Annotated in this window: 15 protein-coding genes; 7 read left to right on the top strand and 8 right to left on the bottom strand. The window is 73.7% G+C overall.

Features of this window, described 5'->3' with window-relative positions; translation table 11 throughout:
- Nucleotides 1-9: 9 nt before the first annotated feature.
- Nucleotides 10-327 (bottom strand): rhodanese-like domain-containing protein, encoded by a 318-nt coding sequence (locus tag ACIBQ8_RS49820; RefSeq protein WP_352323684.1) that lies wholly within the window; start codon nt 325-327, stop codon nt 10-12.
- A 37-nt stretch (nt 328-364) separates the two neighbouring features.
- Here ACIBQ8_RS49820 and ACIBQ8_RS49815 point away from each other — a divergent pair, with 37 nt between their 5' ends.
- The gene (locus tag ACIBQ8_RS49815) at nt 365-1,003 is read left to right on the top strand and encodes a TetR/AcrR family transcriptional regulator (RefSeq protein WP_397170957.1); all 639 of its coding nucleotides are present in this window, start codon (nt 365-367) and stop codon (nt 1,001-1,003) included.
- A gap of 65 nt (nt 1,004-1,068) precedes the next feature.
- On the opposite strand, the gene ACIBQ8_RS49810 is transcribed toward ACIBQ8_RS49815, so the two are convergent.
- From ACIBQ8_RS49810 to ACIBQ8_RS49800, 3 genes are read right to left on the bottom strand one after another with little or no spacing between them, the layout of a single operon-like run.
- Nucleotides 1,069-1,890: an ABC transporter ATP-binding protein gene (locus ACIBQ8_RS49810; protein ID WP_397195722.1), complete on the bottom strand. Its 822-nt coding sequence runs from the start codon at nt 1,888-1,890 to the stop codon at nt 1,069-1,071.
- Nucleotides 1,890-2,897: a FecCD family ABC transporter permease gene (locus ACIBQ8_RS49805; protein ID WP_397170961.1), complete on the bottom strand. Its 1,008-nt coding sequence runs from the start codon at nt 2,895-2,897 to the stop codon at nt 1,890-1,892. The genes ACIBQ8_RS49810 and ACIBQ8_RS49805 overlap by 1 nt, the downstream gene beginning before the upstream one ends.
- A complete protein-coding gene (locus tag ACIBQ8_RS49800) occupies nt 2,894-3,880 on the bottom strand; it encodes a FecCD family ABC transporter permease (protein ID WP_397170963.1) in 987 nt (328 codons plus the stop codon). Before ACIBQ8_RS49800 ends, ACIBQ8_RS49805 begins: the two co-directional genes overlap by 4 nt.
- Before the next feature lie 250 nt (nt 3,881-4,130).
- On the opposite strand from ACIBQ8_RS49800, the gene ACIBQ8_RS49795 reads away from it, so the two are divergent.
- On the top strand, nt 4,131-5,153 hold the full coding sequence (locus tag ACIBQ8_RS49795; protein WP_397195721.1) for an ABC transporter substrate-binding protein: 1,023 nt from the start codon (nt 4,131-4,133) through the stop codon (nt 5,151-5,153).
- Here ACIBQ8_RS49795 and ACIBQ8_RS49790 read toward each other — a convergent pair.
- Nucleotides 5,147-7,564 (bottom strand): helicase-associated domain-containing protein, encoded by a 2,418-nt coding sequence (locus ACIBQ8_RS49790; RefSeq protein ID WP_397195719.1) that lies wholly within the window; start codon nt 7,562-7,564, stop codon nt 5,147-5,149. The two genes, ACIBQ8_RS49795 and ACIBQ8_RS49790, sit on opposite strands and share 7 nt — an antisense overlap.
- 77 nt (nt 7,565-7,641) lie before the next feature.
- Nucleotides 7,642-8,136, bottom strand: coding sequence for an ATP-binding protein (locus tag ACIBQ8_RS49785; protein WP_352353567.1), 495 nt, complete (start codon nt 8,134-8,136; stop codon nt 7,642-7,644).
- Between the two features lie 232 nt (nt 8,137-8,368).
- Here ACIBQ8_RS49785 and ACIBQ8_RS49780 point away from each other — a divergent pair, with 232 nt between their 5' ends.
- The 5 genes from ACIBQ8_RS49780 (at nt 8,369) to ACIBQ8_RS49760 (ending at nt 11,515) form a co-directional block, all read left to right on the top strand.
- Entirely contained in the window at nt 8,369-9,190 is an 822-nt protein-coding gene (locus ACIBQ8_RS49780) for a helix-turn-helix transcriptional regulator (protein WP_352323686.1), read from the top strand.
- On the top strand, nt 9,191-9,427 hold the full coding sequence (locus ACIBQ8_RS49775) for a DUF397 domain-containing protein (protein WP_352323675.1): 237 nt from the start codon (nt 9,191-9,193) through the stop codon (nt 9,425-9,427).
- Nucleotides 9,428-9,514: 87 nt separating this feature from the next.
- Nucleotides 9,515-9,766: a hypothetical protein gene (locus ACIBQ8_RS49770; protein ID WP_352353565.1), complete on the top strand. Its 252-nt coding sequence runs from the start codon at nt 9,515-9,517 to the stop codon at nt 9,764-9,766.
- A 43-nt stretch (nt 9,767-9,809) separates the two neighbouring features.
- Nucleotides 9,810-10,568, top strand: a complete 759-nt coding sequence (locus tag ACIBQ8_RS49765; protein ID WP_397195718.1) for a hypothetical protein — start codon at nt 9,810-9,812, stop codon at nt 10,566-10,568.
- Between the two features lie 20 nt (nt 10,569-10,588).
- Nucleotides 10,589-11,515 carry a maleylpyruvate isomerase family mycothiol-dependent enzyme gene (locus ACIBQ8_RS49760; protein ID WP_397195717.1) on the top strand — a complete coding sequence of 309 codons (927 nt, stop codon included), beginning with the start codon at nt 10,589-10,591 and terminating at the stop codon, nt 11,513-11,515.
- A 15-nt stretch (nt 11,516-11,530) separates the two neighbouring features.
- On the opposite strand, the gene ACIBQ8_RS49755 is transcribed toward ACIBQ8_RS49760, so the two are convergent.
- Both ACIBQ8_RS49755 and ACIBQ8_RS49750 read right to left on the bottom strand, forming a co-directional pair.
- Nucleotides 11,531-12,115: a histidine phosphatase family protein gene (locus tag ACIBQ8_RS49755; protein WP_397195716.1), complete on the bottom strand. Its 585-nt coding sequence runs from the start codon at nt 12,113-12,115 to the stop codon at nt 11,531-11,533.
- Nucleotides 12,108-13,034 carry a TIGR03621 family F420-dependent LLM class oxidoreductase gene (locus ACIBQ8_RS49750; protein ID WP_397170971.1) on the bottom strand — a complete coding sequence of 309 codons (927 nt, stop codon included), beginning with the start codon at nt 13,032-13,034 and terminating at the stop codon, nt 12,108-12,110. The genes ACIBQ8_RS49755 and ACIBQ8_RS49750 overlap by 8 nt, the downstream gene beginning before the upstream one ends.
- Nucleotides 13,035-13,074: the final 40 nt, after the last annotated feature.

Genomic DNA, 13,074 nt, shown 5'->3' with positions numbered 1-13,074 from the left:
CGGCACCGGTCACAGGGACGACTCGACCGGCAGGCCGGCCCCGACCCAGTCCTCGATGCCCTCGACGTACCGGCGCACGTCGGTGTAGCCGAGCGCGGTCAGCCGGTTGGCCACGGCCTTGCTGTTGCCGCAGGCGGGGTTGGAGCAGTAGGTGACGATGGTGGCGTCCTTGTCGGGCAGCAGCTCGGCGGCGCGCTCGGCGACCTCGCTCTCCACCAGGGCGACGGCCCCGGGCAGGTGCTGCTGGGCGTAGTAGGAGCCGCCGAGCGTGTCGAGCACGGTCACGCTGCCCAGACGGGCGTGCAGCTCCTCGCGGGTGATCGTCATTGTGGCCTCCCGGCGAAATGGACTAGAGTCCGGATGTGTGAACGGCCAGGAACCTAACGGACCGCAGTCCGGTTCGTCAAGCGAGCCGCTGGAGCTGCTGACCGGCAAACCGGTCAAAGAGCGCGCGGACGCGGCGCGCAACAGGGAGAAGGTGCTCGCGGCCGCCGCGCGGCTGTTCGCCGAGAAGGGCGTCGAGGCCGTGTCGATGGACGCGGTCGCCGCCGAGGCGGGCGTCGGCAAGGGCACGCTGTTCCGCAGGTTCGGCGACAAGTCGGGCCTGGCGGTGGCGCTGCTGGACGCCCGCGAGCGCGACCTGCAGGAGCGCGTGCTGTCCGGGCCGCCGCCGGTCGGCCCCGGCGCGCCGGCCGCCGAGCGCCTGACCGCCTTCACGGCCGCCTACCTCGACTACCTCTACGCCCACCTCGACCTGGTGCGGATGTCCGAGACGGCCAGCCCGGGGGCCCGCTACCGCATCGGCGCCTACCGCTTCTGGCACCGCCACGTCGCGATCCTGCTGGCCGAGGCCCGGCCCGGCGCCGACGCCGACGTGCTCGCCCACACCCTGCTGGCCGCGATGGGCGCGGAGGCGGCCGGGGTGCTGCGCGAGGAGTACGGCCGCGAGCGCGCCGCTGCGGGCATCACGGCCCTGGCCGCCGCCCTCGCCCGCCCGGTCTAGCCCGCGTCGGCTCAGGCGGGTCAGGCAGGTCAGGCGGGTCAGGCGGGTCAGGGGCAGAGGCAGGGTCAGGCTCGGGCGGAGGCGGGCGCCCGCCGTCGCGCCTCGGGCACGATCATCGGCGTGCCCGACTGCGGGTCCTGGATGATCTCGCACCGCAGGTCGAACACCCGGTGGACCAGCTCGGGCGTGACGATCTCGGCCGGCACGCCCTCGGCCACGACCTCGCCGGCCCGCATGACGATCAGGTGGGTGGCGTACCGGCACGCCTGGTTGAGGTCGTGCAGCACGGCGACCATGGTCCGGCCGGCCTCGTGCAGGTCGGCGCAGAGGTCGAGTACCTCGATCTGGTGGGAGATGTCCAGGAACGTGGTGGGCTCGTCCAGCAGCAGGATCGGCGTCTCCTGGGCCAGCGCCATGGCCAGCCACACCCGCTGCCGCTGCCCGCCGGACAGCTCGTCCACGATCCGGTCGGCCAGCCCGGCGACGTCGGTCGCGCGCATGGCCTCGGCCACGGCCGCCTCGTCGGCCCTTGACCACTGGCGCATGAGCCGCTGGTGCGGGTACCGGCCGCGGGCCACCAGGTCGGCCACGCTGATCCCGTCGGGCACGATCGAGCTCTGCGGCAGCAGGCCCAGCCGCCGCGCCACCTCCTTCGACGGCAGCGCGGTGATCAGGCTGCCGTCCAGGTGCACGGCTCCCTTCCTGGGCCTGAGCATCCTGGCCAGCGCGCGCAGCAGCGTGGACTTGCCGCACGCGTTCGGGCCGATGATCACGGTGAAGGACTCGTCCGGGATGGCCACGCTGAGCTCGGTGGCCACGACGCGCTGGTCGTAGGCGAGGGTGAGGCCGGTTCCGGTCAGGCGGGGGGTCCCGGGCGACGCAGCCATCAGTGGCGGTCCTTTCGCAGCAGCAGGGCGAGGTACGTGCCGCCGACGGCGGCGGTGACCACCCCGACGGGAAGCTGGGTCGGGGCGAGCAGCCGCTGGGCGACCAGGTCGGAGGCGGTCAGCAGCACCGCGCCCGTGAGCGCCGAGGCGCCCATCGTGACGCCGGGGGAGCGGGTCAGCCGGCGGGCGATCTGCGGCGCGGCCAGCGCGACGAAGACGACGGGCCCGGCCGCCGCGGTGGCCACGCCGGTCAGCAGCACCCCGGCGGTGACGGCCGCGGCCCGTACGGCCTCGACCTTGACGCCCATGGCCCTGGCCGCGTCGTCGCCCATCTCGATCATCCGCATCGGCCGCGCCACCAGCGCGCACACCGGCAGCAGGACGGCCAGCGCCACCGCGACCGGGATCGCGTGGTCCCACCCGCGCCCGCCGAGGCTGCCGGTCAGCCACGCGCCCGCGGTGGCCGCGTCGTTGATGTTGGCCCTGGTCAGCAGGTAGTTGTTGACCGCCAGCAGCAGCGTGTTGGCGCCGATGCCGACCAGCACCAGCCGGTAGCCCTGCACGCCGCGCCGGAAGGCCAGCGCGTAGACCAGGACGGCGGTGACCACGCAACCGGCCAGCGCGCCGCCCGCGATCGTCATGGCCGAGCCGCCCGCGACGACGGCGAGGATGCCGCCGGTCGAGGCGCCGGCGGTGAAGCCGATGAAGTCGGGGCTGCCCAGCGGGTTCTTGGTCAGGCTCTGGAAGATCGCGCCGCCCGCCCCGAACGCCGCCCCCACCAGCAGCCCGGTGACCACGCGCGGGGCCCGCAGCTTGCTCACGATCAGCTCGGCGACCGGCGTGCCCTGGCCGAACAGGGCGTCCAGGATGTCGGGCACGGAGACGGTGAACTCGCCGGTGGCGATGGCCGCCACGCCCACCCCGCAGCCGACCGCCACGAGGGCGGCGCAGACGAGCAGGGACCGGGGCGCGAGCCGTACGGACCAGGGGCCGAGACGTACGGTCACAGCGCCGCCACCCGCCTGCGCCGGGCCAGCAGGATGAAGATCGGCGCGCCGATCACCGCCCACACGATGCCCACCTGCACCTCTCCGGGACGCGCGACCAGCCGCCCGACGACGTCGGCGCCCAGCACCAGCACCGGCGCGGCCAGCGCCGAGTACGGCAGCACCCACCGCTGGTCGCCGCCGACCAGCGCGCGCACGGCGTGCGGCACGACCAGCCCGACGAACCACAGCGGCCCGGCGGCGGCGGTCGCGGCCCCGCACAGCAGCGTGACGGCCACGCCGGTGAGGACGCGCGTCCTGCCGACCGCGACGCCCAGCGAGCGACCGGCGTCGTCGCCGAGCGAGAGCATGTTGAGCGGCCTGGCCAGCGTCAGCCCGAGCGCCAGCCCCGCCACCATGAACGGCGCCAGCCGCACCAGCGTGTCCGCGCTCTGCCCGGCCAGCGAGCCGGTCAGCCAGAACCGCATCCGGTCGAAGGTCTGCGCGTCCATGCGCAGGATCGCCGAGGCGACGGCCGTGAACACCATGCCGAGCGCGACCCCGGCCAGCGCCAGGCGCACCGGGCCGGCGCCGGAGCGGCCGGCCGCGGCCAGCGCGTAGACGACGACGGAGGCCACCGCGGCGCCGCCGAAGGCGAACCAGACGTACACGGCGGGGTCGGAGAGGCCGAACACGGCGAGCGCCAGCGTGACGCCGAGCGCGGCGCCCTCGTTGATGCCGAGCAGCCCGGGGTCGGCCAGCGGGTTGCGGGTCAGGCTCTGGATGAGCGCTCCCGCCAGGCCCAGCGTCGCGCCGACGCCGATGCCGAGCAGCGTGCGCGGGATGCGCAGCTCGCGGATGACGACGTGGTCGCTGGAGCCGTCCGGGGCGAGCAGCGCGTCGATCACCGTCGAGAACGGCACCGACCGCGCCCCGAGCGCCACGCTCGCCATCGCCACCAGCGCCAGCACCCCCGCGGTCACGACCAGCCCGACCACCAGCACGGACGCGGACCGCCGCGGCCGCTCCCCGGTCGCGGGCGCGGACCGGCGTGACGCCGGACCCTCCCCGGTCTCCGGCGCGGAACCGGACCGGCGGGGTCGCGGCCCCTCCCCGGTGGCCGACGGTCGCCCGCCGGCGGGCTCAGCCGTGTCCTCAGCCGGGCGCACCCGACCCCCTCTCGTAGCGGTCAAACTTAGGCAAGGCTAATCTAATGTCTCCGTAAGAAGGCAAGCCTAACCTTAGGAGATGGACATGTCGGGACCGGTACTCGCGCGCAGAGGCTTCCTGGCCGCCACGGCAGGGCTCGCGGCGGCCCTGACACTGTCGGCCTGCGGCGGCGGCACCCGGGCGGCGGGCGACGGCGGCGCGAGCGCCTCCGCCGCGCCCGCCGCCACCGCCGCCCAGGGCTGGACGTTCACCGACGACCGCGACAAGAAGCTGGACCTGCCCGCACGCCCGTCCCGGGTGGTGGCCCAGGTGGGCGCCGCCGCCGCGCTGTGGGACTTCGGCGTGCGCCCGGTCGCCGTCTTCGGCCCGCACAAGCTCGCCGACGGATCCAGGGACCCCCAGGTCGGCAACGTCGACATCGCCAAGGTCGAGGGCCTGGGCAACGTCTGGGACGAGTTCAACGTCGAGAAGTACATCTCCCTCCAGCCCGACCTGCTGGTCAGCAGCATGTACGTCAAGGGCGACCTGTGGTACGTGCCGGCGAAGTCGAAGGAGACCATCGAGCAGGTCGCCCCCACCGCCGGCGTCATGCTCACCGGCCGCAGCGCCACCCAGGTGATCGGCAAGTACGAGGAACTGGCCAGGTCACTCGGCGCCGACCTCCAGGGCGTGCCCGAGGCCAAGGCCCGCATGGAGGCCGCGACCAAGGCGCTGGCCGCCTTCAAGGACCTCAAGATCCTCATGATGTCCGGCGGCGCCGACGCCATGTGGGTCGTCAACCCGCCCGAGTACCCCGACATCGTGCATCTCACCGAGAACGGCCTGAACATCGTCAAGCCCGCGAAGGTGGACGACGGCGGCTTCTTCCAGACCCTGAGCTGGGAGAACGCCGACACCTACGACGCCGACGTGATCCTCTACGACACCCGCACCCAGTCGCTCAAGCCCGAGGAGATGCTGAAGAAGCCGACCTTCGCCAAGCTCCCGGCGGTCAAGGCGGGCCAGTTCTACCCGTGGCGCGCCGAGGCCCCCTTCAGCTACCAGGGCTACGCCACGTTCCTGGAGGAGCTGGTGTCGAACCTGAAGAAGGCCAAGAAGCTTCAGTAGGCCCCGCGCACCTCGACGATCTCGGCGAGCGGGAACTCCAGGTAGTCGCCCGCCTCCTCGCACCAGGCGTCGAGCGCCCCGGCGCGCAGCTCGCCGTGGCTGATCGTGGCCGTCAGGCCGTCGGCCAGCGTGATGCCGGCCCGCACCCCCCGGTCGACGACGAAGCCGAGCAGCGACTGCTGGGCGGTCGGCAGCCTGGTGGCCATCCTGCCGATGATCGCCCAGGTGCGGCCGTGCTTGCCGGACTCGTCCCGGCCGGCCGCGACCAGGCGGCGGGCGTGCTCGTGCGGGTCGGGGGCCGGCTCGGCGATCACGTACGGCGCGTGCGGCTCGGAGCCGGGCGTGAACTCCGACAGCTCGGCCACCTGCCCGCCGGGCAGCAGGATCAGCTTGCCGTTGTGCGGCTCCTCGGCCCTGGCCCGGTGGATGGTGATCTCGCCGGTGTCGGAGACGGGCACGGGGGAGTAGCCGTTCTCGCGCAGGGCGGCCAGCGTGCGCTCGGCCGGCGCCGCGCTGATCAGCACCGTGGGGGCCAGCAGCCGCAGGCCCAGCCGGGCCAGCCGCCGGTGCCCGGCGATCTCGGCGAGCAGCGCGGTGTCGCCGGCCTGCACCACGCAGCCGACCGTGGAGACCGTCACCTCGCCGTGCCGGCGCGCGGTGTCGCGCACCAGGTACTCAAGGGGCTGCGGGATCGTGCCGACCGTGGCCAGCTCGTCGAGCAGCTCGTCGGCGTCGTAGCCGTGGTCGAGCGCGCCGCGCACGCTCTCGATGGTGAAGCGCCACACCGAGGCCGCGCCGCGCGACTCCCGCTCGGCCACCCGGTCGAGCAGCGCCGCCAGCTCGGCCGACGGCGGTCCGGTCACCACGGCGGTGAGGTCGGGCCCGAACAGCGCGCTCCTGCGCACGCTGGCCAGCGCCCTGGTGGACGCCTCGGCCAGCACCGGATCGTGCTCGACCTGCGGGACGGCGTCGTCGTTCTCGTCGCCGGGGTCGGCGGTCAGCCCGGCCAGGGCGCGGCCGAGGTCGGTGAGCGCGCCGTTGGCCAGCAGGCCGAGCAGCGTGGCCTCCTCCAGCACGGCCGGCGCGCACTCGGCCAGCAGCGCCTGGTCGAGCAGCGGGGCGTGCCAGTGGACGTTGCGCACGAGGCTGTCGCGGTCGGCGAAGGCGGTGCCGGCCGGCAGATGGGCCAGCGCCGCCAGCACGGCCCTGCGCACCCTGGCCACCGCGCTGCCCGAGGGGTCGTCGCCGAGCACGGTGGCGTACTTGCCGTCGACCTTGCGCAGGGACGAGCGCTCCATCCGCCACCACGCCGACAGCAGCACCCGCAGCCGGGCCGAGCCCTCGTCGAGCCGCCAGCGGTCGAAGCGCTCGGTGGGGATCATGCCGCCCGACTGCTCGTCCCAGGCCAGCAGCCTGGCCACCGCGCAGACCTCCAGCAGCAGGCGGGTCTCGTCCTCGTCGCAGCCGGTCTCCTTGGCGACCCTGCGGACCTCGCGCACGCCCACGCCGCCGGTCTTGAGCAGCGGCAGCGGGGTCTTGGAGGTGTTGTCGAGCAGGGCCGCGCAGCGCTCGACCACGTGCGGCGCGGCCAGCGTCATCAGGTGGTCGACCTCCTCGGGGTCGACCGGGATCGAGGCCACCTCGGGCGCCTCGGGCTGGAACGGCGGATGGTAGCCGGGGCCGCGCAGGCACAGCGCCACCTCGCGGGGGATCTCGGCGACGTGCCAGCTCGGGCGGAACAGCAGGCCGTGGTCGGCGCACCACTTCTCCGGCGTGCCGGGGGTGACGAACCGGCCGCCGTCGACGTCGCGGGCCGGGCCGTCCCAGGCGAGGCGGCCGAGCAGCGCGAGCGTGCCGTCGGGGGCGGTGGCCGTCAGCCGGTCGAGGCGGCCGGGGTCGGACAGCAGCTCGATGACGCGGGCGATCGTGCGCCGCTTGTTGCCGTGGGCGGGCAGGCCGAGCACGCGGGCCAGGGCGCGCAGGGCGTCGTTGCTGATCGTCCAGGAGTTGAGGTAGTGCTCCAGCGGCTCGCCCAGGCCGAGCGGGGCCGCCCACCAGCGCGCCACGCCCTCGGCCAGATGGATCACGCCGTCGGCGTCGGGCCAGGCCAGCGCGTGGTCGTACAGATGGTCGAGCCAGGGGGCCACCGTCTCGCCCGGGACGCCGAGGAAGGCGGCCAGCCCCTCGGGCGTCGGCCGGCTCATGGTCAGGCCCGCCTCGGCCAGTTGCAGGGCGGGCAGCGGCAGCCCCCGCATGGCCTCCATGACGGCGAAGCCGTTGCCCAGGCGCTGGGCCAGCGTGTCGAGCCTGCGGGGCCAGGGCGGCGCGATGGCGTCGGGCCTGTTGGCCAGGATGCGGGCAAGCCGGTTTTCGTCTAGTGTGCGCAGCCAGCCGAGCAGGTGATCTTCCATCTGTCAGCACTCTCATGGGGTCGCGTGGGACTCACCGTGAGCCATGACCATCCACGGTAGTGCAGAGCACCCCTCCGTCAGGAGAGGACTGCCCAGACGATCTTGCCGTGGGGCGCGAGTGCCGACCACCCCCAGCGGAGGCTGAGTGATTCGACGATGTGGAGACCCAGGCCGCCGGTGTCAAGGGGGCCAGGGTATCGCAGCACGGGCACCGAGGTGCCGGGATCGGTGAACGCGCTGGTGACGAGCGAGCCGCGGCGCACCAGGGACATGTGGACCGGGCGCTGGCAGTGGGGCTCGTCGAGGCGCAGGCCGTGGCGCAGGGCGTTGGTGGCCAGCTCGGAGACCACCAGTTCCATGTTCTCGACCAGCTCGCCGAGCCCCCAGCCGGACAGTGTCCCCGTGGTGAAGCTGCGCGCGGAATGGACCGAGGAGGCGGTGGGCGGGAGCACGTACGTGGCGCTCGCGGACGGGCCGGTCACCAGGAGATCGCGAGCCGCCTCCGGCCACCAGCCGACGGGCGGCCACCAGTCGAACGTGGTCCACTGGCCGGGCGCGGTGGTGGATTGCACGTGATCATTCTGCGGCAATCTCTCGTGCAGGTGCAAGAGCGAATGCACGTGCAGACAACTCGTGCAACCGCTACGGTTCTCCTCAAGTGGTCAATATGGGGGAAAGGGGATCTTGTCCGCGGCCCATGATCTTTCGGCCGCCAAGTGACAGACTGTGTCTTCAAGGAAACGACACAAGGAGCAGCACGTGTCCATTGATCCGCCCGGCTCCGGCTCGACCGTTCGGCGCATCATGCTGGGTGCGAGCCTCAGGCGCCTGCGCGAGGCCTCCGGGCTCGACCGCGGCCAGGCCGGGTTCCACATCCGGGCGTCCGAGTCCAAGATCAGCCGTATGGAGCTCGGGCGTGTCGGGTTCAAGACACGTGACGTGGAGGACCTGCTCACCCTGTACGGCGTCGTCGACGATGCCGAACGCCGTGCCCTGCTGGAGATGGTCCGCGAGGCCAACACCCCCGGGTGGTGGCACAAGTACTCCGCCGAGCTGCCCTCGTGGTTCACGACGTACGTGGGCCTGGAGGAGGCCGCGAGCGTGATCCGCACCTATGAGGTGCAGTTCGTGCCCGGCCTGCTGCAGACGGCCTCGTACGCGCGATCGGTCTTCCAGCTCGGCAACCCCGACGCGAGTCCGGACAAGATCGAGCGCCGCGTGCACATGCGCATGCAGCGCCAGGAGCGCTTCACCCAGAAGGACGGCCCCAAGCTGTGGGCCGTCATCGACGAGGCGGCGCTCAAGCGGACCATCGGCGGGCGAGAGGTCATGTCCGAGCAGCTCCAGCATCTGCTGGAAGTCGCCGCCCTGCCCAACATCACCCTCCAGGTGATGCCCTTCAGGTTCGGCAAGCACGCCGCCGAGGGGGGCGCGTTCAGCATCTTGCGGTTTCCCGAGTCCGATTTGTCGGACGTTGTCTACGTCGAGCAGCTCTGGGGTGCCCTGTACCTGGACAAACGTGAGGACATCGACCCGTACCTCACCGCCATGGAGCAACTGTGCGTGGAAAGCACCACGCCAGGGGGCACCGTCGAGCTCATCGGCGGTCTTCTCAGAAAGATGTAGATGAACCACACCTACAACGGCATGCCCGCGGCCGACCTCACCCAGGTCGCCTGGCGCAAGAGCCGCTACAGCAACTCGCAGGGCAACTGCGTGGAGCTCGCGGAGCTTCCCGACGGAGGGATCGCGGTCCGCAACTCGCGCTTCCCCGACGGCCCTGCTCTCATCTATACCCGCGACGAGATCCGGGCCCTGGTGCTCGGCGCGAAGGACGGCGAGTTCGACGGCCTTCTCGTGTAACAGCCTGTTCACCTCCGGCGCGCTTCCGTAACGGGGGCGCGCCGGAGGCGTAACCGGCGGGGACTTTCCGCCGGTCAGGATGTCGTCATGCTCGACCAGATGAACCTGTACCCGATCGCCGACGACGTGCTGCTCGCGCCGGGCGGCAAGGTCGTGGTCCGCACGTACGGCGTGGCGCCCGCGGGCGCCGCCATCTCCTACCGCACCTGGGTGACCGGCCTGCGCGACCAGCCGCGCTACTGGCACTGGGGCCACTTCGAGGACGCCGCCTCCGGGCACCGCCGGGTGCTGGAGTGGCTGACCGGCAGGGGGCCGCGGCCTTCCCAGGCGCTGACCTGATCGCTATCCTCGTGCCAAGCAAATGCTTGGTAGAGGAGGCGTGGTGCGGCGTGCGATCCACCTGCTCGAAGAGGTCGACTTCCGGCCGATGAACTCCAGGCGGCCGCTGGAGTACCTGACCTGGCTGACCCGCTACAAACGCGAGGACGAGAGCCGCGCCGAGCCCGCCCTGACCACCGGCATGTCCATCAGGTCGCGCGAGATCGACCTCGTCGGCGCCTTCTACGCCGTGGGCATCACCGGCCACCCCCAGTTCAAGGCCGTCACGCTGTGGGACTGCCACGGCGGGTGGGACGGCGGCTGGCGCCAGATGATGGGCATCTACCAGGGCGTGGACGAGCGCCTGTTCCTGTCCGACATCGACGACCTGCGCTTCTCCGCCTTCTCCCGGCCGCTCGGCGCCGCGCCGGGCTGCCCGCCGCTCGCCGAGGCGCCCGCCGCCGAGTTCTACCTCTTCGAGAGCGCCCGCGTCCGGCCCGGGGCCGCGCTGGACTACCTGGAGGCCGTCCGCACCGAGCGCGCCCCGCTGCTGGCCGAGCACGGCCACACCCTGACCGGCCTGTACGAGGTGCTGTTCTGCGACACCGAGGCCGTCACCATGTGGGCCGTCTCGCTGGAGGACCACCTGGCCACCCAGCGGGCCCGCGACGCCGCGCTCGGCCTCGACGACGAGGTCGCGCCCGATTCCCGGCTGCTCGACTGGGGCAGGCGGGCCCGCGGCTACCTCGAAGGCCCCTGGCGCGAGACCCTGCTCGCGCCGTTTCCCGGCAGCCGTCTGGCGCGGGGACCGGGGCCGGGTTAGCGTCGGCTGCGGAGGCAGCCATGACGGACCCGTACCTCTACGGCGGGGGCGAGGCCGATCCCCTCGCCGCGCAGCCGGAACCGCGCGCCGCCGCCGCGCCCGCGGGTCCGCGGCGCCCGCCGGCCGGGCCGCCGCCCGAGCTGCGCGCGGCCGTGCTGTCGGGGGCCCGCCGCCGGCGCGCGCCCGCCGCCGGGGGCGTGGCGTCCGTGACCGTGCCGTACGCCGAGCAGGTGGCGCTCATGGACGACCTGCTCGCCGAGCTGGGCCCGTCCCAGTGGGACGCGCCGATCACCCGGCACGGCACCGTCCGCGACCTGGTCGGGCACCTGGCCGCCAACGACGCCACCGTGGCCTGCTTCATGGGCCTGCCCGGCGCGGGCGCGGCCCGGGAGCGGGCGGGCGAGCGGGCGGGGGAGCGGGCGGGGGAGCCGGCGGGGGAGCGCCGGCGCTGGCGGGAGCAGGCCGGGGCGTTGCTGGAACGGCTCTCCAGGGCCGGGGAGGTGCTGCTCGGGGTGGAGGTGGCGCTGGCGGGGGTGCGCCCGGCCCGCGCGCCGCTGCGCCAGGCCCTGGTGCAGCGCACGTTCGAGACCTGGACGCACGCCGACGACATCAGGGCGGCGACCGGCCGCCCGCCCGCGCCGCCCCGGGCCGGGCACGTGCGCCTGGTCGCCGAGTTCGGCCTGGCGCTGCTGCCCCGGGCGCTGAGGGGGCCGCGCCGCGACGTCTCGGTCACCGTCGTGCTGACCGGGCCGGGGGGCGGCACCTGGACGGTCCCGCTCTCGCGCGCCCCCGGCCGGGACGCCGGGCTGATCTCGGCGGGCGCGGTGGACTTCTGCCGGCTGGTGGCCGGCCGGTGGCCCCCGGACGCCTTCCCGCACGCGTCGGAGGGCGACCGCGACCTGGTCCGGGACCTGATCCACGCCGCCGCCACCCTCGGGTGCGACTGACCCAGGCGTCCCGGGTCAGGCGACCGGTGAGTTCCAGCTCAGCAGGACCGGTTCGGCGTGCTCGAAGCCGAGGCGGGAGTAGGTGCCGGTGTCCAGCCGCAGCAGCCGGCCGTCGGCCGGGTCGAGGCCGAGCCAGCGGGCGGCCAGCACGCGCAGGAAGTGGCCGTGCGCCACCAGTACGACCCGCCCCTCGACCCCTCGGGCCCGCTCGATCACCCGGTCGGCGCGCGCGGCCACCTCGGCGGCGCTCTCGCCGGGATGCTCGGCGTCGCCGGGGATCACGCCGTCACGCCACAGGTACCAGCCGGGCCGGGTCTTCCTGATGTCCGGCGTGGTGATGCCCTCGTAGCCGCCGTAGTCCCACTCCCACAGGTCGGGGTCGACCTCGTAGTCCGTCAAACCGGCCAGCTCCGCCGTACGGCGGGCCCGCTGCGCGGGGGAGACCAGCGCCAGCCCGAACGCGGACGCCTTGACCAGCGGCGCCAGCGCCCTGGCCTGGTCCTCCCCGTCGGGCGTCAACGGCAGGTCGGTACGGCCGGTGTGCCGGCCGGCCGTGCTCCATTCGGTGGCTCCGTGCCTCAGCAACAACATCTCATCCATGAGGTCCATCATCCGGCAGGGCCGCCAGCTCCTCGACGACAGGGGTGAAGGCGGCCAGGTCACGCTCGTGGTGCAGCACGAAGTAGGAGACGCCGTGCGCGTCGCGCCAGTGGCGAAGCCGGTCCACGATGTCGCGGCGGGTGCCGAGCAGCACCTGCGGCGTGTCGCCGAGCCGCGAGGTGTCGGCGGCGCTCCACGACTCCTCCGGCTTGCGCTCGCCCACCTGCATCACGCTGGTGCCGATCTCCAGCAGGTGGTGGCGGGGGCTGCGCCGCAGCAGCGCCAGCTTGGCGAGGAACGCCTGCGGCCCGGCGTCGCGCGGGTCGGGGCCGGTGCCGTCCGCCTTGACGCGGGTGCCGAGGTTGACGATGTCGGCGTGCTCGGCGGCCAGGGCGAGCATGCGGGGGCCGCCGCCGCCCAGCAGGATCGGCGGGCGCGGGCGCTGCACCGGCCGGGGCTCCTGCGCCAGCCCGGCCAGGCGGTAGTGCGCGCCCTCGTACGTCAGCGGGCCCCCGGCCCACAGGCCCTTGATCACCTCCAGGGCCTCGCGCAGCCGGTCGAGGCGCACGCCGGGCGGGTCCAGCCGCAGCCCGGCCCGTTCGTACTCGTCGGCCATCCAGCCGGTGCCGAGGCCCAGCTCCAGGCGTCCGCCGGAGAGCAGGTCCAGGGTGGCGGCCTCCTTGGCCAGCACGGCCGGGTGCCGGAAGTCGTTGGCGAACACCAGCGTGCCCACGCGCAGCCGGGTGGTGGCGCAGGCCGCCGCCGTCAGCGCCGCGACGGGCGCGAAGCGCGGGCCGACCAGGTGGTCGGGCACCAGCAGCACGTCGAAGCCGGACGCCTCCAGCCGCCTGGCCCGCTCGGCCCACTCCTTGCCGGACCGCGCCCCGCGCAGCACCGCACCGAACCTGAACCGTCGCACGGCATCCTCCTCGACCCGGATCTTACCAAGCGCTTGCTTG

Source organism: Nonomuraea sp. NPDC049646 (genome assembly GCF_044465525.1).
In the GTDB taxonomy this organism is placed as follows: Bacteria; Actinomycetota; Actinomycetes; order Streptosporangiales; family Streptosporangiaceae; genus Nonomuraea.
This window is presented reverse-complemented; position numbering and strand designations above follow the sequence as displayed.

What these genes read in the sequence shown, in the direction of transcription:
- ACIBQ8_RS49820 (WP_352323684.1), bottom strand. Translation starts at nt 327, where the DNA reads ATGACGATCACCCGCGAGGAGCTGCACGCCCGTCTGGGCAGCGTGACC.
- ACIBQ8_RS49810 (WP_397195722.1), bottom strand. Translation starts at nt 1,890, where the DNA reads ATGGCTGCGTCGCCCGGGACCCCCCGCCTGACCGGAACCGGCCTCACC.
- ACIBQ8_RS49795 (WP_397195721.1), top strand. Translation starts at nt 4,131, where the DNA reads ATGTCGGGACCGGTACTCGCGCGCAGAGGCTTCCTGGCCGCCACGGCA.
- ACIBQ8_RS49790 (WP_397195719.1), bottom strand. Translation starts at nt 7,564, where the DNA reads ATGGAAGATCACCTGCTCGGCTGGCTGCGCACACTAGACGAAAACCGG.
- ACIBQ8_RS49780 (WP_352323686.1), top strand. Translation starts at nt 8,369, where the DNA reads ATGCTGGGTGCGAGCCTCAGGCGCCTGCGCGAGGCCTCCGGGCTCGAC.
- ACIBQ8_RS49775 (WP_352323675.1), top strand. Translation starts at nt 9,191, where the DNA reads ATGAACCACACCTACAACGGCATGCCCGCGGCCGACCTCACCCAGGTC.
- ACIBQ8_RS49770 (WP_352353565.1), top strand. Translation starts at nt 9,515, where the DNA reads ATGCTCGACCAGATGAACCTGTACCCGATCGCCGACGACGTGCTGCTC.
- ACIBQ8_RS49760 (WP_397195717.1), top strand. Translation starts at nt 10,589, where the DNA reads ATGACGGACCCGTACCTCTACGGCGGGGGCGAGGCCGATCCCCTCGCC.
- ACIBQ8_RS49755 (WP_397195716.1), bottom strand. Translation starts at nt 12,115, where the DNA reads ATGGATGAGATGTTGTTGCTGAGGCACGGAGCCACCGAATGGAGCACG.